The sequence below is a fragment of the Sinomonas sp. ASV486 genome (assembly GCF_030908215.1).
Taxonomy (GTDB): domain Bacteria; phylum Actinomycetota; class Actinomycetes; order Actinomycetales; family Micrococcaceae; genus Sinomonas; species Sinomonas puerhi.
In genome coordinates this window covers 96,921-123,657 of the sequence record NZ_JAVFJK010000004.1, presented here as the reverse complement: position 1 = coordinate 123,657, position 26,737 = coordinate 96,921, and the positions used below count along the sequence as shown (strand labels likewise).

The 26,737-nt window shown below is 68.6% G+C and carries 24 protein-coding genes; 9 read left to right on the top strand and 15 right to left on the bottom strand.

The window, feature by feature from the left end; all coding sequences use genetic code 11:
- Nucleotides 1-6 precede the first annotated feature (6 nt).
- Nucleotides 7-501 (top strand): hypothetical protein, encoded by a 495-nt coding sequence (locus RBS60_RS07130; RefSeq protein WP_307956850.1) that lies wholly within the window; start codon nt 7-9, stop codon nt 499-501.
- A 328-nt stretch (nt 502-829) separates the two neighbouring features.
- Here RBS60_RS07130 and aceB read toward each other — a convergent pair whose 3' ends face one another.
- Together aceB and aceA are read right to left on the bottom strand one after the other, a co-directional pair.
- Complete coding sequence (gene aceB, locus RBS60_RS07125) at nt 830-2,515, bottom strand: malate synthase A (RefSeq protein WP_307956849.1); 1,686 nt, start codon at nt 2,513-2,515, stop codon at nt 830-832.
- An 85-nt stretch (nt 2,516-2,600) separates the two neighbouring features.
- Nucleotides 2,601-3,935, bottom strand: coding sequence for an isocitrate lyase (gene aceA, locus RBS60_RS07120; RefSeq protein WP_307956848.1), 1,335 nt, complete (start codon nt 3,933-3,935; stop codon nt 2,601-2,603).
- A 172-nt stretch (nt 3,936-4,107) separates the two neighbouring features.
- On the opposite strand from aceA, the gene RBS60_RS07115 reads away from it, so the two are divergent.
- A complete protein-coding gene (locus RBS60_RS07115) occupies nt 4,108-5,604 on the top strand; it encodes a helix-turn-helix domain-containing protein (protein ID WP_307956847.1) in 1,497 nt (498 codons plus the stop codon).
- 55 nt (nt 5,605-5,659) lie between these two features.
- Here the strand turns inward: RBS60_RS07115 and RBS60_RS07110 are convergent, their stop codons facing one another.
- A complete protein-coding gene (locus RBS60_RS07110) occupies nt 5,660-5,908 on the bottom strand; it encodes a hypothetical protein (RefSeq protein ID WP_307956846.1) in 249 nt (82 codons plus the stop codon).
- Between the two features lie 235 nt (nt 5,909-6,143).
- Between RBS60_RS07110 and RBS60_RS07105 the strand changes: the two genes are divergently transcribed.
- On the top strand, nt 6,144-6,842 hold the full coding sequence (locus RBS60_RS07105; RefSeq protein ID WP_307956845.1) for a hypothetical protein: 699 nt from the start codon (nt 6,144-6,146) through the stop codon (nt 6,840-6,842).
- 34 nt (nt 6,843-6,876) lie between these two features.
- Nucleotides 6,877-9,081, top strand: coding sequence for an MMPL family transporter (locus RBS60_RS07100; protein ID WP_307956844.1), 2,205 nt, complete (start codon nt 6,877-6,879; stop codon nt 9,079-9,081).
- 60 nt (nt 9,082-9,141) lie between these two features.
- Here the strand turns inward: RBS60_RS07100 and RBS60_RS07095 are convergent, their stop codons facing one another.
- The 3 genes from RBS60_RS07095 to RBS60_RS07085 are packed head-to-tail and all read right to left on the bottom strand — an operon-like array spanning nt 9,142 to nt 12,453.
- Entirely contained in the window at nt 9,142-10,179 is a 1,038-nt protein-coding gene (locus tag RBS60_RS07095) for a TAXI family TRAP transporter solute-binding subunit (RefSeq protein WP_307956843.1), read from the bottom strand.
- Nucleotides 10,172-11,773 (bottom strand): HAMP domain-containing sensor histidine kinase, encoded by a 1,602-nt coding sequence (locus tag RBS60_RS07090; RefSeq protein ID WP_307956842.1) that lies wholly within the window; start codon nt 11,771-11,773, stop codon nt 10,172-10,174. Before RBS60_RS07090 ends, RBS60_RS07095 begins: the two co-directional genes overlap by 8 nt.
- Nucleotides 11,770-12,453: a response regulator transcription factor gene (locus RBS60_RS07085; protein ID WP_307956841.1), complete on the bottom strand. Its 684-nt coding sequence runs from the start codon at nt 12,451-12,453 to the stop codon at nt 11,770-11,772. The genes RBS60_RS07090 and RBS60_RS07085 overlap by 4 nt, the downstream gene beginning before the upstream one ends.
- 120 nt (nt 12,454-12,573) lie before the next feature.
- Here RBS60_RS07085 and RBS60_RS07080 point away from each other — a divergent pair, with 120 nt between their 5' ends.
- A complete protein-coding gene (locus RBS60_RS07080) occupies nt 12,574-14,013 on the top strand; it encodes an MFS transporter (RefSeq protein ID WP_307956840.1) in 1,440 nt (479 codons plus the stop codon).
- 337 nt (nt 14,014-14,350) lie between these two features.
- Nucleotides 14,351-15,556, top strand: coding sequence for an MFS transporter (locus tag RBS60_RS07075; protein WP_307956839.1), 1,206 nt, complete (start codon nt 14,351-14,353; stop codon nt 15,554-15,556).
- Nucleotides 15,557-15,580: 24 nt separating this feature from the next.
- Here RBS60_RS07075 and tgt read toward each other — a convergent pair whose 3' ends face one another.
- The 8 genes from tgt to RBS60_RS07035 all read right to left on the bottom strand — a co-directional run bounded on the left by tgt (nt 15,581) and on the right by RBS60_RS07035 (nt 22,510).
- Nucleotides 15,581-16,882, bottom strand: a complete 1,302-nt coding sequence (tgt, locus tag RBS60_RS07070; protein WP_307956838.1) for a tRNA guanosine(34) transglycosylase Tgt — start codon at nt 16,880-16,882, stop codon at nt 15,581-15,583.
- Between the two features lie 94 nt (nt 16,883-16,976).
- Nucleotides 16,977-18,056 (bottom strand): LLM class flavin-dependent oxidoreductase, encoded by a 1,080-nt coding sequence (locus RBS60_RS07065; protein ID WP_307956837.1) that lies wholly within the window; start codon nt 18,054-18,056, stop codon nt 16,977-16,979.
- A 15-nt stretch (nt 18,057-18,071) separates the two neighbouring features.
- Nucleotides 18,072-18,278: a tautomerase family protein gene (locus RBS60_RS07060; protein ID WP_307956836.1), complete on the bottom strand. Its 207-nt coding sequence runs from the start codon at nt 18,276-18,278 to the stop codon at nt 18,072-18,074.
- A gap of 12 nt (nt 18,279-18,290) precedes the next feature.
- Nucleotides 18,291-19,772, bottom strand: coding sequence for an aldehyde dehydrogenase (locus RBS60_RS07055; protein ID WP_307956835.1), 1,482 nt, complete (start codon nt 19,770-19,772; stop codon nt 18,291-18,293).
- Complete coding sequence (locus RBS60_RS07050; protein WP_307956834.1) at nt 19,769-20,500, bottom strand: alpha/beta fold hydrolase; 732 nt, start codon at nt 20,498-20,500, stop codon at nt 19,769-19,771. The genes RBS60_RS07055 and RBS60_RS07050 overlap by 4 nt, the downstream gene beginning before the upstream one ends.
- A 5-nt stretch (nt 20,501-20,505) precedes the next feature.
- A complete protein-coding gene (locus RBS60_RS07045; RefSeq protein ID WP_307956833.1) occupies nt 20,506-21,057 on the bottom strand; it encodes an amino acid synthesis family protein in 552 nt (183 codons plus the stop codon).
- Complete coding sequence (locus tag RBS60_RS07040; protein WP_307956832.1) at nt 21,054-21,725, bottom strand: amino acid synthesis family protein; 672 nt, start codon at nt 21,723-21,725, stop codon at nt 21,054-21,056. The genes RBS60_RS07045 and RBS60_RS07040 overlap by 4 nt, the downstream gene beginning before the upstream one ends.
- A gap of 89 nt (nt 21,726-21,814) precedes the next feature.
- Nucleotides 21,815-22,510: a GntR family transcriptional regulator gene (locus RBS60_RS07035; protein WP_307956831.1), complete on the bottom strand. Its 696-nt coding sequence runs from the start codon at nt 22,508-22,510 to the stop codon at nt 21,815-21,817.
- Between the two features lie 117 nt (nt 22,511-22,627).
- On the opposite strand from RBS60_RS07035, the gene RBS60_RS07030 reads away from it, so the two are divergent.
- From RBS60_RS07030 to RBS60_RS07020, 3 genes are all read left to right on the top strand, one after another.
- The gene (locus tag RBS60_RS07030) at nt 22,628-23,578 is read left to right on the top strand and encodes a flavin reductase (RefSeq protein WP_307956830.1); all 951 of its coding nucleotides are present in this window, start codon (nt 22,628-22,630) and stop codon (nt 23,576-23,578) included.
- Between the two features lie 101 nt (nt 23,579-23,679).
- Nucleotides 23,680-25,113, top strand: coding sequence for a cytosine permease (locus RBS60_RS07025; RefSeq protein ID WP_307956829.1), 1,434 nt, complete (start codon nt 23,680-23,682; stop codon nt 25,111-25,113).
- Complete coding sequence (locus RBS60_RS07020) at nt 25,110-25,670, top strand: cysteine hydrolase (protein ID WP_307956828.1); 561 nt, start codon at nt 25,110-25,112, stop codon at nt 25,668-25,670. The genes RBS60_RS07025 and RBS60_RS07020 overlap by 4 nt, the downstream gene beginning before the upstream one ends.
- Before the next feature lie 146 nt (nt 25,671-25,816).
- Here RBS60_RS07020 and RBS60_RS07015 read toward each other — a convergent pair whose 3' ends face one another.
- Nucleotides 25,817-26,599, bottom strand: coding sequence for an SDR family oxidoreductase (locus RBS60_RS07015; RefSeq protein ID WP_307956827.1), 783 nt, complete (start codon nt 26,597-26,599; stop codon nt 25,817-25,819).
- Between the last annotated feature and the right edge of the window lie 138 nt (nt 26,600-26,737).

Genomic DNA, 26,737 nt, shown 5'->3' with positions numbered 1-26,737 from the left:
AGGATCATGGCAGTGCTCCTGAGGTCCAGAGTCGGTCAGGCCGCCGCGGCTGTCGGGCTGGTGGCACTCGGCCTCTTTGTGGCCGTCTTCTTCGTCACGGCCGAGTTCGCGAAGGCGTGGGTCTACACCGTGGCGTTCTTCGTGACGGTGGCGGCGCTCATCCTGGTTGCCTCGGCAAGGCTCCACGAGAGGCACGAGAAGCCCAGCTTCGCGCCGAAGACCCGTCTCGGCTGGTGGTCGGTCGGGCTCGCTGCGGCGGGCCTTGTGCTCGCGGTTGCTGTGCCCTCGATCCTCAGTGCCATCGCCCCAGCCATCGAAGGGCCCATGATGGCTCTCTCGAACGTCGTCGTGCTGGGCTTCGCTGCTGCTATCGCGGCCGGAGTGACGGGCGTGATCGCCTGGTTCCGCCGGGCGGAGCGGTCCGTGCTCGTCCTGCTGACGTGGCTGCCCGCGCTGTTCGCGCTGTACTTCCTGATCGGCGAGGTCGCGTTCCCGCACTAGCGGCAGACGCACGACGGCGCCGCTCGCCTCATGGGGCGGGCGGCGTCGTCGTGCGGTAAATGCCGTTTCGCGCCGACCAGATGGTTCCGGCGACGCCCGCGGGGTTTCGACCGTGCTCAACCAGCGGCGGGGGGTGAGTTGAGGGGCCGTTCCCAGCGCAGCACCACTACGCTGGGCGGCCCCTCAACGGGTTCCCCGGTATCCCTGCCCCCGTCTTTCGGGGTGCCTGTTGCGATGGAAGCGTGCAGGGTCCGGGAAGCTATGGGCGGAAGCGCGGGCTCGGCGTTGCGGGTTTCGACTCCGCTCCGCTCAGCCACCGCGCCTCCGATCAGCCGACGAGGGCGAACTGGCGCTCGGGCAGGCCGGCCTCGTACTCGTCCTCCTTGCCGGCGGTCTCGCACAGGTACCGTGCGTAGGCCGGCATGGTGAGGAAGGTCGGGAACTCGGTGCCGAGGGCCACCTCGCCGAAGAGCTCGCGGGCGTCGCGGAAGCGGTCGCCGTCGAAGCGCTCGAGCTTGTGGAACTCCTCATCGAGCAGCTCCTCGACCCACTCGCGGGACACGATCTCGCCCTGGTCGGTGATGGCCCGGGCATAGATCCACTGCCAGATCTGCGAGCGGGAGATCTCCGCGGTCGCGGCGTCCTCCATGAGGCTGTGGATCGTCACGGCGCCGTTGCCCCGCAACCAGGTCTCGATGTAGCGGATGCCCACCTCGATATTGTTGCGGATGCCCTCCTCCGTGATCGTGCCGTGGCACGTGCCGAGGTCGATGAGCGCGCGGTCGTCCGGGGTCACGTCATCGCGGAGGCGGTCCAGCTGGTTCGGGCGGTCTCCGAGGACCGAATCGAACGCGTCCCGCACCACGGAGACGAACTCCGGGTGCGCCACCCACGCGCCGTCGAATCCCTCCTCGGCCTCGCGCAGCTTGTCCGCGCGCGTCTTCAGGAGCGCCTCGGCGTTGGCGGCGGGATCCCTGCGGCTCGGCACGAATGCCGCCGGGGCCGCGATCGCCATGGCGCCGCGCCGGTGGCAGGCCCGCACGAGCTGCTCGGTGTACGCCTTCATGAACGGCTGCGTCATGGTGACCTGCTCGCGGTCCGGGAGCACGAAGCGGGGGCCGCGCGTCCGGAAGTTCTTGATGATGGAGAAGATGTAGTCCCAGCGCCCCGCGTTGAGCCCGGCTGCGTGGTCGCGCAGCTCGTAGAGGATCTCCTCCATCTCGAACGCGGCCGTGATGGTCTCGATGAGCACGGTCGCGCGGATCGTGCCATGCGGGATGCCGAGCAGGTCCTGGGCCGCCACGAAGAGATCGTTCCACAGGCGTGCCTCGAACCGGTTCTCGATCTTCGGCAGGTAGAAGTACGGGCCGTGGCCGAGGGCGATGAGCCGGGCCGCGTTGTGGAAGAAGTACAGCCCGAAGTCCATGACCCCACCGGCGATCGGCTTGCCGTCCACGAGCATGTTCTTCTCCGGCAGGTGCAGGCCGCGCGGGCGCAGCACCGTCGTCGGACGCTCAGAGAAGGGCTTGAGGTGGTATTCCCTGCGGGCTGCGCCCTCGCCGATGCTGAAGTCGATCTGGTCGCGCAGCGCGTCCATGAGGTTGATCTGGCCCTGGATGAGGTTGCGCCACGAGGGCGTGAGCGAGTCCTCCATGTCAGCGAGCCAGACGTTGGCTCCGGAGTTCAGCGCATTGACGGTCGACTTCCGGTCCACCGGTCCCGTGATCTCGACGCGGCGGTCCGTGAGCCCCGGAGCCGGCGGTGCGACGCGCCAGGCAGCGTCGTTCCGGATCTCCTCGGTCTCACGGGGGAAGCGCGGGTCGGTGCCGCGGGCGATCTCCGCGCGGCGGGCGTGGCGGGCCTCGAGGAGCTCTTGGCGGCGGTCGGCGGTGGCCCGGTGCAGACGGGCGACGAACTCGAGGGCATCGGGGGTGAGGATCTCACGCTGGCGAGCGATGGGCTGCGCGGTGAGGGTCACTCCGTTGATCGTGGTGTCGGTGCTGAAGCTGTTCATGGCGGTCTCCGTGGTGTTGGACGACGGCGGTGGGCTGGGAGGGGCTCCCGGCCCACCGCCGTCGCACGTCCGTGCCGAGTCGGCGTTAGTGGAACTGGCCCTCTTCGGTGGATCCCACGAGGGCGAGGGTGCTGGCGTTCGGGTTCAGCGCCGTGGAGACCAGATCGAAGTAGCCGGTGCCCACTTCGCGCTGGTGCTTGGTTGCGGTGTAGCCGCGGTCTTCGGAGGCGAACTCGCGCTCCTGGAGGTCGACGTACGCGCTCATGCCGTTTCGGGCGTAGCCGTGGGCGAGATCGAACATCGAGTAGTTGAGGGCGTGGAAGCCAGCCAGGGTGATGAACTGGAACTTGAAGCCCATCGCGCCGAGTTCGCGCTGGAACGTGGCGATCGTCGTGTCGTCGAGGTGCTTCTTCCAGTTGAACGACGGCGAGCAGTTGTACGCGAGCATCTGGTCCGGGAACTCGGCCTTGACGGCCTCGGCGAACTTCCGGGCGAGCTCGAGGTCCGGGGTGCCCGTCTCCATCCAGATGAGGTCGGAGTACGGGGCATAGGCCTTGGCACGGGCGATGCAGGGCTCGATGCCGTTCTTGACCCGGTAGAAGCCCTCGGCCGTGCGCACCGGCTGTCCCCCTTCGCGGAGGATGAACTCCTGGTCCCGCTCGTCGACGTCGGTCGTGATGAGGGTCGCGGCCTCGGCGTCGGTACGGGCGATGATGACGCTCGGCACGCCGGCGACGTCGGCGGCGAGCCGAGCAGCATTGAGGGTGCGGATGTGCTGCTGGGTCGGGATGAGGACCTTGCCGCCCAGATGGCCGCACTTCTTCTCGGATGCGAGCTGGTCCTCCCAGTGAACGCCGGCGGCACCGGCCTGGATCATGGACTTCATGAGCTCGTAGGCGTTGAGCGGGCCGCCGAAGCCAGCCTCGGCGTCCGCCACGATCGGGACCAGCCAGTCCTCGACCGTCTGCTTGCCCTCGGAGAACTCGATCTGGTCAGCGCGCTGCAGCGCGTTGTTGATGCGGCGGACGACGGCGGGCACGGAGTTCGCGGGGTAGAGCGACTGGTCCGGGTACGTGTTGCCGGACAGGTTGGCGTCGGCGGCGACCTGCCAGCCGGAGAGGTAGATGGCCTTGAGGCCCGCCTTGACCTGCTGCACGGCCTGGTTGCCGGTGAGGGCGCCGAGGGCGTTGATGTAGCCTTCGCCGTCTGCGCGGCCCTCGGTCACGGACTTCCAGAGCTTCTCCGCACCGCGGCGGGCCAGCGTGTTCTCCTCCGGAACTCGGCCGCGGAGGCGGATGACGTCCTCGGCGCTGTAGTCGCGGGTCAAGCCGTCCCAGCGCGGGTCGGCGGACCACTCGAGCTTGAGGGCCTCGGCCTGCTGCTCGAGGGACTGGTTCTGGGGCTCGGGCTGTGCGGTCATGGCGGGTCTCCTTCGACTCGGGTGCTTCGGCCCCTGCGGGCCTCCGATGACTTCGGCTTCGCTCAGCCACCGGGCGATTTGTTCTTCGTGAGAACAACTTTTCCGTGTCTGCAACCCCTGCAACAGACAAAAGAGCTGGAAAGAAATGTAGATCTTCACGTATCCTCAAGAAATGCCGCGTCAAGCCTCTTGGGTTCGCCCCGCCGCCCCCGCCGCCGCGCCGACCTCTGCCGGGGGAGGCGGTGTCGACGTCATCAGCTTGGGCCGCCGCGTGCGGCATCTGAGGAAGGCCGCCGGCCTCACGCTCGACGAGCTGGGCACCGCAGTCGGGGCGGCGGCGAGCCAGCTGAGCCTCATCGAGAACGGCAAGCGCGAGCCGAAGCTGGGACTCCTGCAGCAGCTCGCCGGGGCGCTCGGCGTCGGCATCGATGCGCTGCTCGGCGCGGAGCCCCCGAGCCGTCGCGCGGCGCTCGAGATCGAGCTCGAGCGCTATCAGCGCAGCCCGCTCTACGAGAACCTGAATCTCCCCAAGATCCGCGTCTCCTCGCGGCTGCCGCTCGACGTGATCGAGGCCCAGCTCGGGCTCCTGCACGAGCTCGAGCGCAAGATGAACGAACAGGTTGCCACCCCCGAGGAGGCCCGCCGAGCCAACGGCGAGCTACGCCGCATGATGCGCGAGCGGGGTAACTACTTCCCCGAGTACGAGGCCGAGGCTCAGAGGGTCCTCGCGCAGGTCGGCTACACCTCGGGCCCGCTGAGCCAGCACACCATCTCGGACATCGCGACGCACTTGGGGTTCACCCTCCATCACGTCGGCGATCTGCCCCACTCCACGCGGAGTGTGACCGACCTGAAGAACCGCAGGATTTATCTCACCCACAGCCAGCGGTCCGACCATGACCCGCGCTCGGTGTTGCTCCAGGCGCTCGGGCACTACGTCCTCGGACACGAGACGCCGAAGTCCTATGGCGATTTCCTCGCGCAGCGGGTCGCGACCAACTACTTCGCGGCCGCGCTCCTGCTGCCGGAGCAGACCACGGTCGAGTTCCTTCAGCGGGCCAAGGCTGCCAAGGAGATCTCAGTGGACGATCTCCGTGACGCATTCTCCGTCAGCTACGAGACGGCAGCCCACCGATTCACGAACCTCGCGACCAAGCACCTCGGGCTCACGACGCATTTCCAGAAGACGCACCAGTCGGGCATCATCTACAAGGCCTACGAGAATGACGGCGTCAACTTCCCGATGGACCACACGGGCGCGATCGAGGGCCAGCCGTCCTGCAAGGCGTGGACGAGCCGCGCCGTGTTCGACGTGCCGGACAAGTTCAGCTCCTACAGCCAGTACACCGACACGGTCACCGGCACGTTCTGGTGCACGGCACGCACCGAGCGGAGCGCGACGGGCGAATTCTCGCTCAGCATCGGCGTCCCGTACCACCAGGTGAAGTGGTTCCGCGGGAGGGAGACGACGGCGCGCGCGGTCTCACGCTGTCCCGATCCGGACTGCTGCCGCCGCCCGCCCGCAGAGCTCAGCGAGCATTGGTCCGGCAACGCCTGGCCGTCCGCACGGGCGCACTCGCACCTGCTCGCGGCCATGCCGCCAGGCGCCTTCCCCGGGGTCGACGAGACCGAGGTGTACTCGTTCCTCGAGGCCCATTCGGGGGCCTGAGCGCGAGGTTGGGCGCGTCAGGTCGATGACGTCAGGTCGATGACGCCTGCTCCGGTCACCCCGGGAACGGCCGGGCCGGGATGTCCGGCTGGCCATCGTGGTCCTCGTCGCCGTACGCGCGCATGGCGATCCGGTCTGCGAGTTCTTCGTTGATCGGATACGGCGGGACCTGCCTGAAGGCGTGCGCCTCCCGCTTGGGCTTGCGCGCCTCCGGTGCCGTCTTGGCCGGCCCTGATTCGGCCCGCTCGGCCGCGGACTCCCCGGCCGTCTCGGCGGGTTCCTCATGCTTCTTGAAAAGGCCCATGGTGTCCTCCCCAGACGGTGTGCACTTCAGCTCGGTGCGATTCAACTCGCTCCTTCACGATACGCCGAAACCCCGGGGAAATTCAGAGGTCCGGAGGCCCCACAGGCGCGCCGAGGCCTCCAGGTCCGCGAAGGCATGGAGACCGGTGTTGCTCCCGCGGAGTAACGCCATGCCGTCATTCATGGCGTTACTTCGCGGGGGGATGTGTCTGGCCCAGCCGTCTAGGGTTTGAGCCATGGGGGACACGAGTGTCACGCACGCAGGGGCATTGACCGCGCTCACGGCGCTCCTGGGGACGGCGCCGTCGCCAGGGCTTCCCGAGGGCCTCCACTATTTGGGACAGCTGGTGACGTTCGCGACGGCTGCCGGGCTCGCGGTGGAGTCCGACTCCAGTGTTCCCACCATCGAGGAACTGGTGCGGGCTGCACGGATCAGGGTCAGGGAACGGTATGGGGAGCCGCCCGAGGAAGAGGAGCAGGAAGAGGATCTGCACGAAGCCGCCGCCCAGCCCTTCGCGGAGCCGTGTCCGGAGCCTGATTTCGAGGATGTCGCGGCTGTCACCCGGCTGCGTGATCGACTGGCCCGCGCGCTGTGGGCGCCGGAGGCGGCTGAGTGCCGGGACGAGCTGGCGGCCATCGCGATCGACTTCCGCCTCGTCCCGGGGCTCACCGATCAGGACATGCTCGCCGTTCGTTCGGCCTCAGGGGACTTCGCGTCGCTGCTGGCCGCCAAACTCGTGGGGGCGTCGCTCCAGCTCGTGGCAGCTGGGCTGCGGGGTCGGCTTCGACGCTGCGGGGACTACGAGTGCATGAGCCCGTTCGTCGACCGGAGCGCCTCAGGGCACGGGCTGTGCTGCACGCCTACCTGCGCCAGCAGAGTGCGGGCGCGGAGGCGGCGGAATCGGCAGTTCGAAGAGGGTCAACCTATCGGTTGATGGATGGACGCGCACGGATTCCTAACGTTGGAGTGTGACCACAACAGCACCTCGAACAACTCCTAGTCCTAGCAAGAGCTCGGCCAAGGCACCCACCCGCACGCCCCGCTGGCTCCGCATCCTCCTGCCCGCAGTCCTCATCCTCGTCTGGCTCGCTGTGTTCGGCATGGGCGGGCGCGCGTTCGGGGAGGTGAACAAGGTCGCCGTCAACGACGCGTCCGAGCACCTGCCTGCGAGCGCGGAGGCCACCCAGGTCCAGCACCTGACGGACCTGTTCCGCGACGGCACCCTCGTCCCGGCGACGATCGTGTTCTCCAAGGACACGGCCTTCACGCCCGTCGAAACCCAGGACCTCACCGCGCTCGCGAAGGACCTTGCCCGCGAGCACGGTGTGGCCGTCAACCAGATCCCGGGCGACGCGCCGCGCCTCGTCCCCTCCGAGGACGGCAAGGCCGCCACCGTGTTCCTCCCGCTTGAGAAGAACAACCCGGCTGTCGGCATCAAGCTCTCCGACACGGTCAAGAACATCCGCACCGACCTTGCGGACCACAGGATCGACGGTGTTCAGGCCAACGTGACCGGCCCCGCCGGCCTCTCGGCGGACATCGCCGGCGCATTCAGCGGACTTGACGGGCTCCTGCTCGTAGTCGCGCTTGCCGTCGTGCTCCTGATCCTCGTGATCGTGTACCGCTCGCCGCTACTACCGCTCATCGTGCTTGGATCCTCGCTCGTCGCGCTGACGGGAGCGATGGCGGTCGTCGTCGCGCTCGCGAAGGCCGGGGTGCTGCTCCTGTCCGGGCAGACGCAGGGCATCCTCATGATCCTCGTGATCGGCGCCGCGACGGACTATTCGCTCCTGTACGTCTCCCGCTATCGCGAGGAGCTCGCCGTCCGCGAGTCCAAGGCGGCAGCAACCTGGTCCGCGCTGCGTGGGGCGTTCGAGCCGATCAGCGCGTCTGCCGGAACCGTAGTTGCCGCGCTCCTGTGCCTCCTGCTCTCCGACCTGAACTCGAACAAGGCGCTCGGCCCCGTCGCGGCGATCGGGATTGCGTTCGCCTATCTCGTCTCGCTCACGCTCCTGCCCGCCCTCATGTACTGGGCCGGCAAGGTCGCCTACTGGCCGCGCAAGATGGCGGCGACTGGGCGGAACGAAGCGGTTCCGGCGTCGCCCGACCGGCGCGGCGGCATCTGGGGCTGGGTGTCCCGACTCATCGCCACGCGTCCGCGCACGGTCTGGGCTGCCTCGCTCGTGATCCTCATCGGCATGGGCGTAGGCATGACCGGCTTCAAGGCGGACGGCGTCCCGACCAGCGACTTCGTGGTGGGCCACTCCGACGCCCGCGACGGCCAGGCCGCGCTCGCGGCGCACTTCCCCGCGGGGGCCGGCCAGCCCGCCGTCGTGATTGCGCCGGAGACCAAGGCTGCCGATGTCACGAGCCTGCTCAAGGGCGAATCCGGAGTCAGCTCCGTGCGGCAGTCCGGCACCACCGTCGACGGCAAGGTCATGCTCGAGGTCACGCTGGCCAACGCGCCCGAGTCGAGCGAGGCCGAGCAGACCATCACAACGATGCGATCCGACATCGCCGCCAAGGGGTGGCATGGGCCGGACGGGCAAAGCGCCGGTGGGCAAGGCGCCGATAGGCAAAGCGCAGTCCTCGTGGGCGGCCCGACCGCCGTCGAGCTCGACACCAACGAGACCACGATCCACGACCGCAACCTCATCATCCCCGTGGTCCTCGGCGTGATTTTCGTGATTCTCATGCTGCTGCTGCGCTCGATCGTGGCGCCGCTGCTGCTCGTGGGGACCGTGGTGGTCTCGTTCGCCGCCTCGCTGGGAGTCTCAGCCCTCGCGTTCAACAACGTGTTCCAGTTCCCGGGTGCGGATGCGTCCGTGCCGCTGTTCGGGTTCGTGTTCCTCGTGGCCCTGGGGATCGACTACAACATCTTCCTCATGAGCCGGGTCCGGGAGGAGTCGCGCAAGCACGGCACCCGCGAGGGCATCCTCCGGGGCCTGCGGTCAACGGGCGGCGTCATCACCTCCGCGGGCGTGGTGCTCGCGGCGACGTTCGCGGCGCTGGGCGTCCTGCCGGTCCTGTTCCTCGCGCAGATCAGCTTCATCGTTGCGTTCGGCGTGCTGCTGGACACCATCCTCGTGCGCTCGCTCCTGGTCCCGGCCCTGTGCTACGACCTCGGCGACCGCATCTGGTGGCCGATCAGGCTGCGGCGGCTGGCCGGCTAACGGCGGGGGATGACCTTTGGGAGGTGACTTCCAGGAGTGACTTCCAGACGGGCGGGGCGGTCAACCGTGGAACTCACGGTAGGCCGCCTCGGCTGCGGGGTGCAGCGGGATGCCCGCGGTGTTGATGAGTGTCTCGGGGCTCAGGAACTGCACCCCGAGGCTCGTGCTCGGCACGAGCTCGCTCGCGTGCGTGAGCAGCAGGTTCACGGTGGCCCGGACTGTGTCCGCGTGGAGGTCTTCGCGGCACAGCAGCAGGTTCGCGGCGCCCACGGTCCACGTCGATGGGATCCCCTCGTACGCGCCGGCGGGGACGAGGACCCGCTCGTAGTACTCGCCGAAACGGGCCCGGGTCGGGGCGATGAGCGGCGAGAGGTCGATCAGGCGCAGGCCGACGTCCTTCGTCGCGGTGGCAACCGCGGCGGTCGGGACGCCGCCGGACCAGAACAGCGCCTCGATGTCTCCGGTGCGCAGAGCGGCGAGACCCTGGTTGAGGCCGAGGGACTCCTCGCGGACCGTGACGCCGGCCGCCTCCAGCAGGCGATGGGCCGTGAAGCTCGTCCCGGCCCCGGGCGCCCCGACTCCCACCGCGCGGCCCGCAAGGTCGGCGACCGCGGCGATGCCGCTGTCCTTCCGCACGAGCAAGTGCACATAGTTCTCGTACACCCTCGCGAGCGCCATGAGTCTGGGGGATGCCGGGGCGGACGAGGGCGCCGGGCCGGCGATGCTGTTGATGCCGTTGGCAGCGGCATCTGCGAGCGAGATCCCGAGAGCGGCGCCGCCGGTGGCGATCCTGTCCATGTTGGCTACGCTGCCGCCCGTCTCGAGGGTGGACGCGTGCCGTGCCACTCCGTGCCGTTCGAGCGACTGCGCGAGGAGCGTCGCGAACTCGAGGTAGAAGCCGCCCTGCTCGCCCCCGGCCACCATGATCGAGTCGGCCGGGGGGACCGGGGCGCAGGCGGCCGCCGGGAGGACGAGCCCCGAAGCGGCGGCCGCGAGCCCGGCGCGGAGGAACCTGCGGCGGGTGAGCGGGGCATGGGCGATCCGGGCGCGGGTGACACGGAACTCCGTCGGCCCAGGCGCCCCGGGCCGTTCAGGCATGGTGTCCCTCCCCGCCGCGGGTGCCGTCCGCGCCGTCGTGCGGGAGGCCGGCGTCGTGCGCAGTGCCGTGCGCCGAGCCCTGCACCGAGCCATGGGCTGTGTCCGGCGCGGCCTCCTCGTGCACAGGGTCCGGCGTGCCTTCCTCAGGCGCGCCCTCGCGCACCCCGGGGAACTCGGGGAACTCGACCCGCGCGACCAGGCCATGCGGCTCCGCGGCGGCGAGGACGAGGCGGCCTCCGTTGGCACCGGCGAGCTGCTCGACGATGGACAGGCCCAGGCCCGTGCCGCGTGTGCCCGCGGTCCGCGGGGAGCGCCAGAACCGGGTGGTCGAGGAGGCACGCTCTTCGGGCGTGAGGCCGGGGCCGTCGTCGGCGATCTCGATGACCACGGTCCCGCCGCGCAGCGAGACGCCCGCCCGCACGTTCGCGCCCGTGCTGCGTGCGGCGCCCTCCGGCGCGCCGTGCTTGATCGCATTCTCGAGCAGCTCCCCGACGATGTCCGTGAGGTCCGAGCGGTTTCCCCTGAACCGGAGTGGCTGGGCCGGCGGATCCGCGATCTCGATGCGGGCGCTGGCGCCCTCAGCGAGGGGTGCGACGCGGCCTGCGGCGTCCGCGAGGACCGTCCAGGCGTCGAGGACCCCGGCGCGCTCGCCGAGGGACGACCCCGCGCCGCCGGGGGCGAGGCCCTCCTGGACGCGGTGCTCGGCGGAGGCGAGGCGCAGGAGACCGTCGAGGATCTCCTCGACGTGCTCGAGCTCTCGGGTCATGCCTGCGGCGGCATCCTTCTGGGCGGGTGTCTCGAGGGCGAGGGCAAGGAGGTCCGTGCGCAGGCGCAGCGCGCCGATGGGGTTGCGGAGCTGGTGCGAGGCGTCCGCGATGAGCTGTCGCTGGGCCTCCATGCTCTCGCTCACGTGCTCGGCCATGGTCGAGAAGGCCCGCGAGAGCCGCTGCAGCTCCGGTGGCCCCTCCTCGCGCAGGGGGGTGGCACGCCCCGACTCCTCGAACGCCGCCACGGCGTCCGTGAGCCGGTGCACCGGCCGCAGCACCCACGCGGTGAGCCGCTCCGCGCCGGCTACGAGCAGGCCGGCCCCGGCCGCCGCCCCGAGGACGACGAGCAGCCAACGCTCCCGCAGCTTCTGCTGCGCGGCGCCCAGATCGACCTCGAGCGCCGTCTCTCCGAGGACCTGGTTCGCCGTTCCGAACGAGCGCGCGATCACCTGGGATGACCGCCCGAACGGCTGCACGGCGTCGAGCGAGGTGTTGCTGAGGCCGAGGCGGGCCTGGGCGAGGGCGTCGCCCACGTCCGTCCGGCTGGCGCTGAGGCCGCCGGAGGTCAGCGTGGCCTGCGGGGTCCGCACCACGATGCCCTCGCCGTAGAGGGCTGAGTATCGGTCCATGTCGCGCTGGAGCGGGACCGTGTCGCCGCTTGACGTCGCGTCGTCAGCCACCTGCGCGAACCGGTTGAGCGCGGCGACGCGGTTGATCTGCAGCTCCTGGGTGAGCTCACGGCTCACCGAGGCGAGGATCGAGGCGGACACCGCCACGACGATGAACAGCGCGAACAGGCTTAGGACGCCCAGGACCCGCAGCCTCACGGACGCTGTCCGCCCTGCGCAGGCCCCTCGAGGCGGTACCCGACGCCGCGGACGTTGATGATGAACCCCGGCAGCTTGAGCTTGGAGCGCAGGCCCGTGAGGTGCACGTCGAGGGACCGCGAGCTCGCCACGAACGCGTCGCCCCAGAGGGCGTCGAGGATCTGCTCCCGCGTCACGACCGAGCCGGCGTGGCGCGCGAGGAGCGCGAGCAACTCGTACTCGGTCGCCGTGAGGTTCAGCTCGCGATCGCCGACGGCGGCAACGCGCCTGTCGAGGTCTATGCTCACCTGCCCGACGCGGAACCGGTGCGGCTCCGCGCCGCCTGCGCGGATGGTTCGGCGTGCCACAGCCTCGATGCGGGCCAGGAGCTCGACGAGTTTGACGGGCTTGACGAGGTAGTCGTCCGCGCCGGAGCGCAGGCCGAGGACCACGCTGCGCTCGTCGTCGCGCGCGGTGAGGATGAGGATCGGGGCGAGCGTGACCTGACGGAGCTTGCGGAGCACCTCGAGGCCGTCCATGTCCGGCAAGCCGAGGTCGAGGAGGATCGCATCGTGCTCGCGGTGCTTCAGGAGCGCGTCGGCGCCCCGGCTGACGCGGGTCGCGTCCAGCCCTGCCGAGCCGACGGCGGCGACGAGCGCGGAGGCCATCGCGTCGTCGTCCTCGACGATCAGCACCCGCATAGCCTTCTCCTCCCGCTCTCCACCGCCGAGAGTACCGCGTGACTCCGAAGACCTAAGGAAGTGTTAGGACTCACGTCCCCGGCTTGGGCTGTGTCCGGCGTCACCCCTAACGTCGAGGGCATGACCCTCACCCAAGCCCAGGGTGGCAGCGCCGCAGCGACGCGGCGCGCCATCGCCAACACCCTCAAGGGATCCGCCGGAAACCTCATCGAGTGGTACGACCTCTACGTCTACGCGGCGTTCTCGGCGTACTTCGCGACGTACTTCTTCAGCACCAAGGACCCCGTCCAGGCGCAGATCGACGCCTACCTGACCTTCGCCCTGACGTTCCTCATGCGCCCCGTGGGCTCATGGTTCTTCGGCCGCTACGCGGACCGCCACGGCCGCCGCGCCGCCCTCACGCTCAGCGTGAGCCTCATGGGCGTCGGCTCGCTGCTCGTCGCGGTGCTGCCCGGCGTCGCGCAGATCGGCGTGTGGTCCACCGTCCTCATGTACGCCTCCCGGCTCCTCCAGGGATTCTCGGTGGGCGGCGAGTACGGCACCTCGGCCACGTACATGTCCGAGGTCGCGACCGCCAAGCGGCGCGGCTTCTTCTCGAGCTTCCAGTACGTCACGCTCGTGGGTGGCCAGGTGCTCGCGCTGCTCTCGCTCATCATCCTCCAGACGACGCTCGGCGAGGCCGACCTCAAGGCGTGGGGCTGGCGCATCCCGTTCGCGGTAGGCGCCGTCGCCGCGCTCCTCGTCCTGTGGCTGCGCCGCACCATGGACGAGAGCATCCCCCCGGAACAGCTCAAAGCCGCCGCCCGCGCAGCGTCCGGAGAGGGTGGCGAGTTCGAGGCCATCCAGCCCGGGACGCTCAAGCTCCTGTTCACGAAGCACTGGAAGCCGTTCCTCGTCGTCGTGTTCCTCACCATGGGCGGAACGGTCGCGTTCTACCTCTACACGACCTACATCCTGAGCTTCATGAACAACGTCTCCCACATCCCGAAGACCCAGACCTCGGTCATCAACTTCTGGGCCCTGTTCGTGTTCATGCTCCTGCAGCCCGTGTTCGGCCTGATCTCCGACAAGCTCGGCCGCCGGCCCCAGCTCATCCTCTTCGGCGTGCTCGGGGCGGTCTTCACATGGCCCATCATGTCCACGCTCGCCGGCGTCAAGGATCCGGCCATCGCGTTCTGGCTCATGCTCGCGGGGCTCGTGATCGTCGTGAACTACACGTCCATCAGCGCCCTGGTGAAGGCGGAGCTGTTCCCCTCCTCGGTGCGCGCGCTCGGCGTCGGCCTCGGCTACGCCGTGGCCAACTCGCTCTTCGGTGGCACCGTGCCGTTCATCGGCGAATGGCTCACGAGCGCCGGGCACAAGGAGTGGCTGTTCACGTACGTGACGATCACGATCGTTATCTCCCTAGTCGTGTACATCTTCTTCCTGCCGAACAAGACGCACACCCCGCTCGACCACGAGTTCGGCGCCGCCTACGGTGAGCTCCCCGTGGCGGCCGGCTCCGCGCCGTCGTCGACGGCCGCGGACGACGACGGCCGCGAGCCGTCGCGGGTGGGCTGAGGCCCCGGCTCGTTCCGACCGCGCCGACTGTCCTGTGCCTGCGGCCGCTGGGGGTCGCAGGCACAGGCGCATCCGGGCTCCGCAGGGTTCGCGCCGCACGCCCCGGAGCAGCGCGCCCGATGACAGGCCCTCGCGGGCATAACAGGCCCGCGCCACGGCCTGCCATGCCGCCCCCGGCCTGCCACGTCCACGCCCGTACGGCGCCACAGGGTGACCCCCGCAGCGGCCTGCGCGGCAACCGGCTCGGGGCCCACACCACAGCGGAAGGGACCGCACTGCGTCGATCCCGCGGCGGCCGAGGCGGCTCCGGCGCCGCAGGCGTGATACGAACGAGGACATGAGCGCCACGAACACCCACCGCCCCAAGGCCGCCGCGTGGCTGCTTCTCGTTTCGATCGGCCTCATCGCCCTGACCATGCGGGGGCCCTTCGTGGCAGTTGCGCCCCTCGCCAGACCGCTCTCGGCCGACCTCGACCTCTCGCCCGGCGCGCTCGGGCTGCTCACGGGCATTCCCGTACTATGCTTCGCCCTCGCCTCGCCGCTCGCGTCCCTATCTGCGCGGCGGTTCGGGGCCGAGGTGGCCGCGACCCTGACACTCGCCGGCGTCCTTGCCGGCGTGGTGGTCCGTTCGCTCGACGGGACCGCCGTCGTCATGATCGGCACGGTGCTGATCGGCGTCGCGATCACGATCGGCAACATTGCCGTCCCCCTGCTCATCCGCCGTGACTTCACGCCGGCGCGGCAGGGTATGGCGATGGGCGTGTACACGGCCTCGCTCAACGTCGGTTCCTTCATCACCTCCGTGGCGTCCGCGCCCCTGGCCGACGCTCTGGGCTGGCGCTTCGCGCTCGCCTCGAGTTCGCTCTTCGCAGTGGTGGCCCTCGCGTTCTGGGCCGCCGCGGTCGGGGTGCGGCGCGCCGTCGTGCCCGAACCGGTAGCCCCCGAGCAAAGCACCGTGCACGACGGCGGTCGGCGCCGCGGCGTGACGGTCATCGTCGCGCTTGTGGTCGGGTTCGGCGGCCAGGCGTTCTCGTACTACGGCGTGACCGCCTGGCTGCCGAGCCTCCTGACCGATGAGCTTGGGCTTTCCTCGACTGCCGCCGGAGCCGGGGCGTCGTTGTTCCAGATCCTCGCGATCATCGGCGCGCTCGGAACGCCGCTCCTGTCCCGCCGGTACGGGACGACCACGGCCGTCGTGACGCTCGGCGTGCTGTGGCTGGCCGTGCCGCTCGGGCTCCTGGCCGCTCCGGGCCTGTGGCCTCTGTGGTCGTCTTTCGGCGGGGCCGCGCAGGGCGGCGGGATCACACTCATCTTCACCGCAATCCTCGCGATCGCCCGCGATCAGGCCGCTGCCGGGCGGATGTCCGCGATCGTGCAGGGCGTCGGCTACGCCTTTGGGGCGATTGCGCCGACGCTCGTGGGGTCGGTGCGCGCAGCCGTCGGGTCGTGGACGGTGCCGCTGCTCGTGGTGGTTGGCTCGGTCCTGTGCTTCATCGTCGGGACGCTCGTCGGCCTGCGGACGGCGGCGCACCACCGCGCGTGACGCGCCCACGCGCCGTCGTGGGCCTTAGACGTTGGCGGCGCTGTAGTAGCGGCCGAGGGTCTCGGCCTTGAACTCGTGGAAGGTGCCGTCCTCGATGGCGCGGCGGGCGTCGTCGACCATCCGGACCACGAAGCGCTCGTTGTGGATCGAGATCAGCGTGTGCGAGAGCATCTCGGACGCCTTGTAGAGGTGCCGGATGTACGCGCGGGAGTAGTTGGCGCACGTGTAGCAGTCGCAGCCCTCCTGGAGCGGCCCCCAGTCGCGCCTGTACTTGGCGCCGGAGAGGTTGAGGCGGCCCTCGGCCGTGTAGAACGCGGAGTTGCGGGCCACGCGCGTGGGCGAGACGCAGTCGAACGTGTCGGCACCGGCCTCGATGGCCACGAAGATGTCGTCCGGCTCGGAAATCCCGAGCAGGTGCCGGGGCTTGTCCTCGGGGAGCATTTCGGAGCACCAGCCGACGATCGTGCCGAGGTTCTCCTTCTCGAGCGCCCCGCCGATCCCGAACCCGTCGAACGGCATCTCGCCGAGGTCGCGGCAGGCCTTGCGGCGCAGGTCCTCATACTGCGCGCCCTGGATGACCCCGAACAGGGCCTGGTATGGCTTGCCCTCGCGCTCGTCGGTGAGGCGGAAGTGCTCCGCCACGCAGCGCTGGGCCCACAGGCGCGTCCGTTCGAGTGCCTCCTCCTGGTAGCGGCGGGAGTTGTGCAGCGTGGTGAGCTCGTCGAAAGCGAACATGATGTCCGCGCCGATCTGGTGCTGGACCTGCATCGAGATCTCGGGGGTGAACCGGTGCTTGTCCCCGTTGAGGTAGCTCTTGAACCACACGCCGTCGTCGTCAATGTGGGCGAGGCGCTCCTTGCCGGGGGCAACGGCGTCGTCAGCGCCCGCCTGCTCGGGGGCGCCCGGGCCGGTCATGTCGATGACCTTCTTGAACCCCGAACCGAGGCTCATGACCTGGAAGCCGCCGGAGTCCGTGAACGTGGGGCCTGCCCAGTTCATGAACTTCCCGAGTCCGCCGGCCTCGTCGAGGATGTCCGGGCCGGGCTGGAGGTACAGGTGGTACGCGTTCGCGAGGACTGCCTGCGCGCCGAGGTCGCGGATGGACTCGGGCAGCACCGCCTTGACCGTCGCCTTGGTGCCCACGGCGATGAACGCCGGCGTCTGGATCGTCCCGTGCGGAGTGGTGATCGTTCCGGTACGGCCGAGGGTGGGCTCCCCGTCCGGTCCGGTCAGGCGCGTCCCGACCTCGAAGGAGAATTCGCTCTGACGCGGGTGGGCCTCGGTCAGCGGAGGGGCAGCGGGGGAGGCGGACGCGGAATCTGGCACCCGTCCAGTCTGCCACCCGGCAGGGATGGCCCGGACGACGGCGCGTGGTCGCCTCAGGTGGGCACGCGCCGTCGTACTCGGGAGCCGCGGGGTGTCAGCGTGCCGCGGCCGCAGGCTGCTCCTGGAACGCCGGTGCCACCTGCTCGATGAAGAGCTCGAGCGAGCGCTTTTTCTCCTCGTGGGTGAGGCTGTTGTCCGACCAGATGCTGAATTCGGTGACGCCGAGGGCCTCGTAGTGGCGCAGCCGTTCGATGATCTCCGCAGGCGTTCCGATCATGGCCGTCTTATGGAGCGATTCGGGCTGGAACTCCGGGCGATCGGCGAACTTCTCAACGGGGCTGGGCTTGAGGAAGCCGTTCACGGGCGCGGTCTTGTTCCCGAACCAGGCATCGAACGTCCTGTAGTACTTCTGGATGCCCTCGGCGGGGCGCCGCCAGCCCTCGGGATCGTCGGCCGAGTGGACATGGGTGTGGCGTAGCACCATGAGATCCGGGCGCTCGGCGTCGGGGTTCGCTGAGCGGTTCTTCTCGATGGCAGAGTCGAACTTCCGCGCGAGGTCCTCGACCTCCTCGTCGCCCTTCATGAGCGGAGTCACCATGACGTTGCAGCCGTTCTCGACCGCGAACTCATGCGAGGAGATGTCGCGGGCGGCGATCCAGATCGGAGGGGTGGGCTTCTGGATCGGCTTGGGCACGCTCGTCGAGGTGGGGAACTGCCAGATCTCGCCGTCGTGCGCGTAGTCGCCCTCCCAGAGCGCACGTACGGCCGGTACAAGCTCGCGGAGGTGCTTGCCGCCGTCGACGGCGGACATGCCGCCCATGAGGCGGTCGAACTCGAACTGGTAGGCGCCGCGTGCGAGGCCCACCTCCATGCGGCCGTTGCTGATGACGTCGAGCAGCGCGGTCTCGCCAGCCGCGCGGAGCGGGTTCCAGAAGGGTGCGATGATCGTGCCTGCACCGAGGCGGATGCGGGACGTGCGCGCGGCGAGGTATGCGAGCTGCGGGAGCGGGCTCGGGGAGATCGTGTACTCCATGGAGTGGTGCTCGCCGATCCAGACGGTGCTGAAGCCGCCCGCCTCGGCGATGAGCGCGAGTTCCGTGAGATTCTCGAAGCACTCGCGGTGCGAGACGGACTCGTCCCAGCGTTCCATGTGGACGAAGAGGGAGAAGCGCATCAGTGACTCCTTTTTCTAGAGCTGCCCAGCAGCGGTGGCGCGTTCGGCGATGGTCTGGTTGCCGCGGGACCAGTGCTCATGCTCGATCTCGCGGACGATGACAGTGGTGTTCTCGGGGAGTGCACCCACGGTGCTCTCTGCCGCCTGGTGGAGCGCGTCGATGAACGCGCGCAGTTCCTCTGGGGTGCGCCCGCGGGCGATGGATACGTCGATGAGTGGCATGGGTGTGACCTTTCAGCCGCGCATGACGAACGGGTCGGAGACCGGGCCCTCGTCGGTGTTGATCCAGATGCTCTTGAGCCGCGTGTATTCGTGCATCGACTCGAGGCCGTGCTCGATGCCGACCCCGGAGCTCTTGAAACCCTGGCGGGGCGACATGGGCGACATGGCACGGTAGGTGTTGACCCACACGGTGCCGGCGTCGAGCCTGCGGGCCATGCGGTGGGCGCGCGCGAGGTTCTGGGTCCAGACGCCGGCGGCGAGCCCGTAGTCGGTGTCGTTCGCCATTCCGACTACATCGTCCTCGGTGTCGAACGGCATGATCGCCGCGACGGGACCGAAGATCTCCTCGCGCACTACTCGCATCGAGTTGTCGACGTCGGTCAGGACGGTGGGCGAGTAGAAGTAGCCGGCGAGATCGACGTCGGGCCGCCCGCCGCCCGTGCGGACGGTCGCGCCCTCGCTGACCCCGAGGTCCACATACGAGCTCACCTTCTCGAGCTGGGCGCCGAAGGCGAGCGGGCCGAGCTCGGTGGCATCGACGAGCGGGTCCCCGACGATGATGGAGGCGGCCCGCTCGGAGACCCGCTCGACGAGCTCGTCGTACACGCTGCGGTGCGCGAAGACCCGGCTCCCGGCGATGCAGGTCTGCCCCGCTGCCGCGAAGATCCCGGCGACCACGCCCATCGCGGCGTTGGCGACGTCGGCGTCGCCGAAGACGATGTTGGGGCTCTTGCCACCGAGCTCGAGGGTGGAGCCGATGAACCGCGACGCCGTCTCGGCGGCGATACGGGCACCCGTCAGGGTGGATCCGGTGAACGAGATCTTGGCGATGTCCCGGTGGCTCACGAGCGCCGCACCCGCCTCGTTGCCGAAGCCCGTGACCACGTTCACCACGCCGTCGGGGAACCCGGCCTGGGAGGCGAGCTCGGCGAACCGGAGGATGGTCCGCGACGTGTACTCGCTTGGCTTGATGACGATCGTGTTGCCCGCGGCGAGCGCGGGGGCGAGTTTCGACGTGGTCAGCGTGAGCGGTGAGTTCCACGGCGTGATGGCGCCGACGACGCCGAGCGGCTCGCGCTGCGTGTAGTTCAGCATGGTGATCGAGCTCGTAGGGATCTGGCTGCCTTGGACCTTGTCGGCCAGGCCTGCGTAGTAGTAGAGGTACTCGGGCAGCGTGGCGAGCTGGCCGCGCATCTCGCGCAGGAGCTTGCCGTTGTCCAGGGTCTCGAACTCCGCGAGTTCCTCCGCGTGTTCGACAACCAGATCTCCGAGACGCCGGAGCAGGTGCCCGCGCTTGGTCGCCGTGAGGTCGCGCCACTGGCGCGACTCGAACGCGCTGCGGGCCGCGGCCACCGCGCGGCGGACGTCCTCGTCGGTGCCGCGCGCGGCCTCGTAGAGCACGTCGAGGGTGGCGGGGTTGGTGCTGGCGAAGTACTCGCCGCTGGCGGGGGCGGACCACGTGCCCCCGATGAAATGGTCGAGTCGAAGCGTCACGCGACTACTCCTTCGGTTTCGTGGATGAACTCGTTGATCGCCCGGACCAGGGCTTGGGGATCCTGAACGGGAAGCATGTGCCGGGCGCCCGGCACAATGAGTGCCCTCGCCCCGGGGATGGCGGCGACCAGACGTCGGGTCATGTCCGGGGTGGACCCGGGGTCCAGCTCGCCGGTGACGGCGAGCGTCGGGACGGCGATGCGCCCCAGCTCGGGTCCGATGACCGCGTCCCCGTGTGCGAACACGCGATAAGCGTGCAGGAAGGACTCGGGATCGTTGGTACGAAGCACCCTCCGGGTGGCCTCGACGAGGGCCGCGGGCACCGCGGTTCCCGTGTACCAGCGTGAGATTGAGGCCTCGGTGCTCGAGGAGAAATCGGCCTCCGCGGCGGTGAGCCTGCCCTCGACGGCGCCGGACTCGGCGTCAGTGCGCTCGCACACCGAGCTCACGCAGGTCAGCGTCTCGACACGCTCAGGGTGGAACCTCGCGATGTACTGTGCCACGAGCGCCCCGAGCGAGAACCCGACGAGGTGGCCGCGCTCGGGAAGCCGCCCCAGCACGCCGTCGGCCATCTCGGCGAGCGTCACCGGCTCCGTCAGGGGCGGCTGCTCTCCGTGGCCCGGGAGGTCCATGGCAACTGACTCCCGCCTGAGCGCTTCCTGGACAGGCTTCCACATGGATGAGTCGAGGCCGACGCCGTGGAGGAGGACAACGGGAACTGTGGACATGCCCTTCACCGCTCGGTGGACAGGGGTGCAAGGCGCTCCTGCGGCCGCCCCTGCGCTGATGCTGCGAGCGCGATGAGGATCTCACCGGGGTGGGGTGCGTCGGCGATCCTGACCTCGACGGTCTGGTGGTGGGAGCGGATGGTCGCGTCGGTGATGTGCTTCATGGGGATGTCGAACACCGTCCCTGCCGCGGCCCGCTTCTCGACGGCCGGCAGGAGGGTGGTCGCCTGCGCGGCGCGACGGTAGTGGTCGCCAAACTTCAGCGTATGGATGAGGGCCGACCCGTGCTCGATCTCGCCGTTGATGCCGACAATGGCGGCCTTCCCGTAGGCCTCAATCGGAGCGCCCAGCGCCTCCACGACCTTGGGCGTCAAGAGCGCGCCCAGATCGGAGGCGGTGGCTTCGATGCCGTCCGTCAGGTCCTCGACGAAGCCCTGTCCGGCCCAAGGATTCTCCAGGACGGCGATGGCGACGGCGACACGTGCAGCCGGGGAGACAGGGCGGTTGCCCTCGGTCAGGGTCTCTTCGGACAGGGTGACGATCTTGCGGATCTTCATGGCAGGATTTCCTCCAGGATTTCAGCGGTCACGGGGCGGTCGGTCGTACGGTCGCCGATGCGCGGATGGGGCCGGGGCCCGGTTGAGGCGGCCGCGACTACGACGATCTCGTGCGAATGGGGCGCGTCGCTCACGCTCAGCGTGATGGTCTGGTAATGGCTTCGTGTGGCGGCTGCGGTCTTGTGCCACATGGGAACGGCAATCGACGTCCCCGCCTCTGAACGGTCGTCAGAGAAGCAGAGGATCGAGGATCCGCCGAGGAACTCTCTTACGAGGTTCCCGTAGAAGGGCGTGTGGATGAGGGCTGCGGCGTGCTCTGTCTCACCGGCGAGCCCGACGATGGCCGACTTCCCGAATGCCTCGATCTCGTCAGCTCCGCCCAGCACATCCTTGAGACGGTCGGTGAGCACCTTGGCGAGGATGGGTGCGATCCGTTCCATTTCGGGCGCCAGATCGGTCGAGACGTCCGAGCCGGCCCAGGGGTTGCGGATGACTGCAGCAGCTACGGCACGGGTGACGCTCGTGATCATGGGACCGGGGCCGTCGCGGAGGATCTCCTCCTGTTGGACGATGATCCTGCGGACGCCCACGGTTCGGGCGGCTTCTTCAATGTTGGTGGCCACCTGTTGGGTGTCCTTGGCGGGGGCGGAGAGGGCGGCGGAGCACATGGTGCGACTCCTTTTCTTGTGGATCTGGCGCGGACGCCAAACGGTCGGTACCGCAGCGCAAGGCGCTGGGTGAAGCGAGGGACGAACTGTCAGCTTTGCGCGGTCTCCTGCGTGTCCTCCTCGCGAGCAGCGGCGAGGCTGGAAGCGTTGACATGGCTGCGCATTGCTAGTTCGGCGCCAATAGGGTCCTTGTCCTCGACGGCGTCCAGAACGGCGCGATGCTCCCCGATGGATGCGCGCATCCGCGCAGGACGCTCGACGGTCTTGAGCACAATGCGGTGGTAAGCGAGCTGGTTCATAAGCCGCCCGTAGTGCTCGATCAGCTTCGAGTTGTCGGAGCCTGTCACCAGAGTCCAGTGGAAGTCGTGCACGAGTTCGGCATAGGCACCGCTGTCGCGGTTCCGTTCGGCGCGCTCAGATGCCTCGATGTTCTGCCAAAGCGCTGTAATCTCCGGCACCGGGCCCCGCCTGGCCAACAGATTGGCGGCGAGTCCTTCCAGGCTCTCCTTGAGCTGGAACAGCTCGACGATCTCGCGTCGCGTGGGGATCCGGACGAATGTGCCGACCTTTGGGCGGATCTCCACGAGGCCCTCGTTCTCGAGCTGCTTGAGCGCCTCCCGGACTGGAGTCCTGCTTACGTCGAACTCCTGTGCCAGGAACATCTCCGGGAGGGGGGCCCCTGGCGGGTACTCCCCGCTCAGGACAAGCCTGCGCAGCTTGTCCAAGAGGGTTGGCTCTTCTCTTGTAGCTCGGTCCTCGGGACGAAGTTGCACCATCTCTTGCATGCATCAAACCTAGGTTGCATACAAGGACTACGTCAAGAGGAAGACTAAAAGCCTTGCAAACACGGGAAAATTTAGAAGAGTGTTGACGTGCATCACATCACGTCGTACGGTTTTGGCATGCAACAGACGATCAATCACAGCGTCACAGCAGCTTGGACGGCAGCCTGGGATGAAGGCAACGTTGATGCCTTCGATGCGATAGTCACGGACGACTACCGGCGCGAGAGCACGGGAACGCAGAAGGCCACGGGCCTGAAGGAGCTCAAGCAGGAGATCCTGGACGTCAGGGTGGCGTTCCCTGATCTCGCGACCCGCATCGACAAGGTCATCACCAACGGCGACGACATGGCAGTCTTCTGGACGTCCACCGGCACGTTCGCGAATCCGCTCCGAGGAGTGCCGCCCACGGGCCGCCGCGTCGTCACCCACGGGTCCAATGCCCTGACGCTTCGCGATGGCCGCATCGCCTCCGAGCGCGTCACGTGGGACGCGGGTGAGCTCCTGGCTCATCTCGGGGTCCCGTCTCTTGGATCTGCCTTCGAGGACGAGATCCCCGACGTCGTCGTGGACGAGTTCGCCGGTACCCTCATGCAGGACGTGATGAAGGGCTTCAACCGACAGTTCATTACGGGAGTCACCGTGGTGACGACTGTCGATGAGACGGGTACCCCGCGCGGTCTCGCGGCGAATTCCTTCGCTTCGATCTCCCTCGACCCGCCGCTCGTGCTGGTCTGTGTCCAGAAGACATCATCAACGTACTCTGCGCTCTTCCAGTCGAGTCACCTGGGTATCAACATCCTCAGCAATGAGCAGTTCGCTACGGTGCGGACCTTCGCCTCAAAGGCAGCGGACAAGTTCGCGGACCTCGATTGGCACGCCGGCCCCAACGGGTCACCGCTCATCGACCGGTCCGGTGCCTGTCTAGAGGCCGAGATCAAGGAGCGATTCCAGGCCAAGACCCACACGATCTTCGTCGGGCGCGTACGCCACGCGGAGGTTGCCGACGCCGCGCCTATGGTCTACAAGGCCGGCCACTTCTTCGACGGCGCCCAGCTCGTCGAACTGTAGAAAGCCGAGGTGGCCAGCACCGTTGCAGGGGAACATGGCCACCCCAGCCGAAACTGCTCAGAAAGCAGCGCACAATGTGCGCTTCCAACCTTAGGACAATCATGAGCCCTGACACCATGCGTGCAGTCAGCGAAGACAGCATCGCCGAAGACCGCGGCTACCGCGACAGCCTCACCAAGATTGAGCCGTACGGCGTCGAACACATCCCCGACGTCGAGCGTCATGGAAGGCCTCGCTCCCAGTTCTTCCTCTGGTTTGCCGCCGGCATGAACTTCCCCATCGTCGTCCTGGGTTTCAGTGCGACGTACTTCGGGCTCCCGTTCTGGGCAGCCGTGCTCGCGATCGTCCTCGCGGGCGTCATCTCCTCCGCGGGGATGGGCTATCTCTCGGCCATGGGCGTGCGTCTTGGCGTACCCCAGCAGATGCAGGGTCGAGGGCCCTTGGGCTTCGTGGGTAACCTCTTCCCCGTCGCCTACGTCAACGTGTTCGCTGGCATTGGCTGGGCTGCCGTGACGGTCATCCTCGGCGGGCAGGCCATCGCCCTGCTGACCGACATCCCCTTCTGGGTGTCGTCGCTGATCCTGATGGGCATCCAGCTAGCTGTCGCGGTGATCGGGTACAACCTGATCCATTTCCTCCAGCGGATCCTCTCGTTCGTGCTCGTCATTGGCTTCGTCTTCATCACCATCGTCGCGGCCGCCAACGGCCACATCGTCAACGAGGTCAACACCGCAGCGGAGGGCTTCAACGGCGTGGGCGGCTGGATCGTCTTCTTCGGCTGGTTCTTCTCGTTCATCGTCGCGTGGATGCCGTTCGCCTCCGACTACTCCCGTTATCTCCCGAACACGCCGGGCAACCGGCGCGGAGCAGGGTGGGCAACCATGCTCGGCAACTCCGTGACGATGGTCTGGATGGGCGTACTCGGCACGGTCCTTGGATCGGCCGCGACTGCGACGGACAGCATCGGCGCGCTCAAGGAGCTCATGGGCCCTTGGGCCCCGATCGGCCTCGGCATCGTCGCCCTGTCCTCGTTCACGCAGAACTTCCTGAACGTCTACGGTGGCGCGATCTCAATCCAGACCATGGGCATCCCGGTCAAGCGTCACATCGGCGTCGTCGTGATCTGCGTGGCCTCCTACCTTGTGGCCCTCTGGGGCCAGAATGGGTTCAATGAGGGCTTCACGGCCTTCCTCAACCTGACTGCCTACTGCATCGCCCCCTACGTTGCCGTCCTCGTGTGCGATTATCTCTTCGGTGGCCGGCGCACCGACCGCGGCCTGCGTGAGCTCTTCGACAAGAAGCGCAAGGTCGAATGGGGCTTCGTCGCCTGGGCTGCGGGCGTCGTCCTCTCCTCCCCCTTCTGGATGTCCTCGATCTACACAGGGCCGATCGCTGCGGCGTTCCCCCAGATCGGCGACCTCTCCTACTACGTCGGCGCAGCTGTGGCGGCACTGGTCTACTTCGCCACCTACCGCCTCCGCCGCCTCTCGGGCCACGAGCTCCTCGACGGCAGCCCTCAGGCGCAGACCCTGTGAGCACGGCAGGCGCAGGTCCGGCGGGCACACTCGTGGTGATCGACATGCAGCGGGTCTTCCGCGACACGACTGTCTGGCACGTGCCGCGCTTCGACCAGGCGGCCAAGGCCATCGTCTCGTTGGAAGAATCGCTGGCGACCCCGATCGTCTACACGCGCTTCGTCCGCGACGGCGATGAGGAAGGCTCGTGGTCGGCATACTACGACCGGTGGCCGGACACACGCCTCCCAGCGGAGGCGCCCGAGTGGGACTTCGTCTCGGAGCTCCCGCAAGGCGCCCGTGTCATCGATGCGCCGACCTTCAGCAAATGGGGTCCGGAACTGGCCTCGCAGGTCCCGATCGGGCAGAGGATGATCCTCGCCGGAGTGGCCACCGACTGCTGTGTCCTGTCGACGGCTCTGTCTGCCGCCGATGCCGGTCGCTTCGTCACAGTGGTCCGTGACGCGTGCGCCGGGGCGACCGACGAGGCCCACGAGCAGGCGCTCGCACTCATGCAGATGCTCTCGCCCATGTGCGAGGTCGTCTCGGCAGCGGACCTGCTGACCCGCGCGAGTTGACGCGACGCACGACGGCACGTGCCCGCCCGCCTCTGAACAGGGCGGGTACGGGCCGTCGTACGTCCGGCCTACTTCAGGGACATGACGGGTTCGCCATTGAGCAGCCCGGACGACGGCGCGTGGTCGCCTTGCCGCCTCCCTGCGGCTTACCAGACGGAGTCGCCCCGCAGGACGACGTCGCTGCCGCCGTCGACGTAGACGATCTGCCCGCACAGGTGCGTGTTCTCCACGCTCCCGAGCCAGGCCAGCGCCTGGGCAACGACTACCGGCTCGGCGATGCCGTTCAGTGGCATGGGCACCGCCTTCAGCAGGCCCACCCGTCCCTCGTCCGTCGCGATGAGATCGGCCGTCATGGGGGTGGAGATGACGCCGGGGGCCACGGCGTTGAGCGGGATCCCTTCGCCAGCCCACTGCGAGGTGGAGGCCTGCCTGCGGACCCACCGCGAGAGCGCGAGCTTGGTGGAGGCATAGATGAGCCGGCCCGTGGTCGCGGGCTCCTTGGCGAGGATTTCGGCGCGGGCCAGCGCCGTCTGCTCGTCTCCGGCGGTGAGCAGGGCGACGAGTTCCTCATCGCTGGGCATGAGGGCGGCCATCGAGGACACGAGCACAGCCCGCGGCGCGGGGGAGCCGAGGAGGAGCGGTCGGAGGCCTTCGAGCGTTGCGACGGTGCCGAAGAAGTTCACGGCCACGGTGGCGACGGTGGCGGTGGCCAGCCCCGCCACGGCGTAGACGGCATCGATCGAGCCGCCGCTGAGCCGGCGCACCTCCTCGACCAGCGCGGCCCGGCCCGCCGGCTCCGACAGATCGGCGACCACCTCCGCATCGCGGATGTCGGCGCCGATGACGCGTTCTCCCCGCTGCTCAAGCAGTTGCTTGGTTGCCTTGCCGATGCCCGAGGCGGCGCCGGTGACCACAGATGTTCGAGTCATGGGACTCCCTCTCACGAAGCGGTAGATGCCGCCCCCATTCTGTCCGGCACGGGGGCGTGCGGCCAAGGCCCAAAGACCCGCACGACGGCGGGGGGCCCCCCCCGGGGGGCCCCCCCCCGCGGGGGGGGGGGCCCATAC

Excerpts from the sequence above, each read along its gene's own strand:
- RBS60_RS07130 (WP_307956850.1), top strand. The coding sequence starts at position 7 with ATGGCAGTGCTCCTGAGGTCCAGAGTCGGTCAGGCCGCCGCGGCTGTC.
- aceB (WP_307956849.1), bottom strand. The coding sequence starts at position 2,515 with ATGAACAGCTTCAGCACCGACACCACGATCAACGGAGTGACCCTCACC.
- aceA (WP_307956848.1), bottom strand. The coding sequence starts at position 3,935 with ATGACCGCACAGCCCGAGCCCCAGAACCAGTCCCTCGAGCAGCAGGCC.
- RBS60_RS07115 (WP_307956847.1), top strand. The coding sequence starts at position 4,108 with ATGCCGCGTCAAGCCTCTTGGGTTCGCCCCGCCGCCCCCGCCGCCGCG.
- RBS60_RS07110 (WP_307956846.1), bottom strand. The coding sequence starts at position 5,908 with ATGGGCCTTTTCAAGAAGCATGAGGAACCCGCCGAGACGGCCGGGGAG.
- RBS60_RS07105 (WP_307956845.1), top strand. The coding sequence starts at position 6,144 with ATGGGGGACACGAGTGTCACGCACGCAGGGGCATTGACCGCGCTCACG.
- RBS60_RS07095 (WP_307956843.1), bottom strand. The coding sequence starts at position 10,179 with ATGCCTGAACGGCCCGGGGCGCCTGGGCCGACGGAGTTCCGTGTCACC.
- RBS60_RS07085 (WP_307956841.1), bottom strand. The coding sequence starts at position 12,453 with ATGCGGGTGCTGATCGTCGAGGACGACGACGCGATGGCCTCCGCGCTC.
- RBS60_RS07080 (WP_307956840.1), top strand. The coding sequence starts at position 12,574 with ATGACCCTCACCCAAGCCCAGGGTGGCAGCGCCGCAGCGACGCGGCGC.
- RBS60_RS07075 (WP_307956839.1), top strand. The coding sequence starts at position 14,351 with ATGAGCGCCACGAACACCCACCGCCCCAAGGCCGCCGCGTGGCTGCTT.
- RBS60_RS07065 (WP_307956837.1), bottom strand. The coding sequence starts at position 18,056 with ATGCGCTTCTCCCTCTTCGTCCACATGGAACGCTGGGACGAGTCCGTC.
- RBS60_RS07060 (WP_307956836.1), bottom strand. The coding sequence starts at position 18,278 with ATGCCACTCATCGACGTATCCATCGCCCGCGGGCGCACCCCAGAGGAA.
- RBS60_RS07050 (WP_307956834.1), bottom strand. The coding sequence starts at position 20,500 with ATGTCCACAGTTCCCGTTGTCCTCCTCCACGGCGTCGGCCTCGACTCA.
- RBS60_RS07045 (WP_307956833.1), bottom strand. The coding sequence starts at position 21,057 with ATGAAGATCCGCAAGATCGTCACCCTGTCCGAAGAGACCCTGACCGAG.
- RBS60_RS07040 (WP_307956832.1), bottom strand. The coding sequence starts at position 21,725 with ATGTGCTCCGCCGCCCTCTCCGCCCCCGCCAAGGACACCCAACAGGTG.
- RBS60_RS07035 (WP_307956831.1), bottom strand. The coding sequence starts at position 22,510 with ATGCAAGAGATGGTGCAACTTCGTCCCGAGGACCGAGCTACAAGAGAA.
- RBS60_RS07030 (WP_307956830.1), top strand. The coding sequence starts at position 22,628 with ATGCAACAGACGATCAATCACAGCGTCACAGCAGCTTGGACGGCAGCC.
- RBS60_RS07025 (WP_307956829.1), top strand. The coding sequence starts at position 23,680 with ATGAGCCCTGACACCATGCGTGCAGTCAGCGAAGACAGCATCGCCGAA.
- RBS60_RS07015 (WP_307956827.1), bottom strand. The coding sequence starts at position 26,599 with ATGACTCGAACATCTGTGGTCACCGGCGCCGCCTCGGGCATCGGCAAG.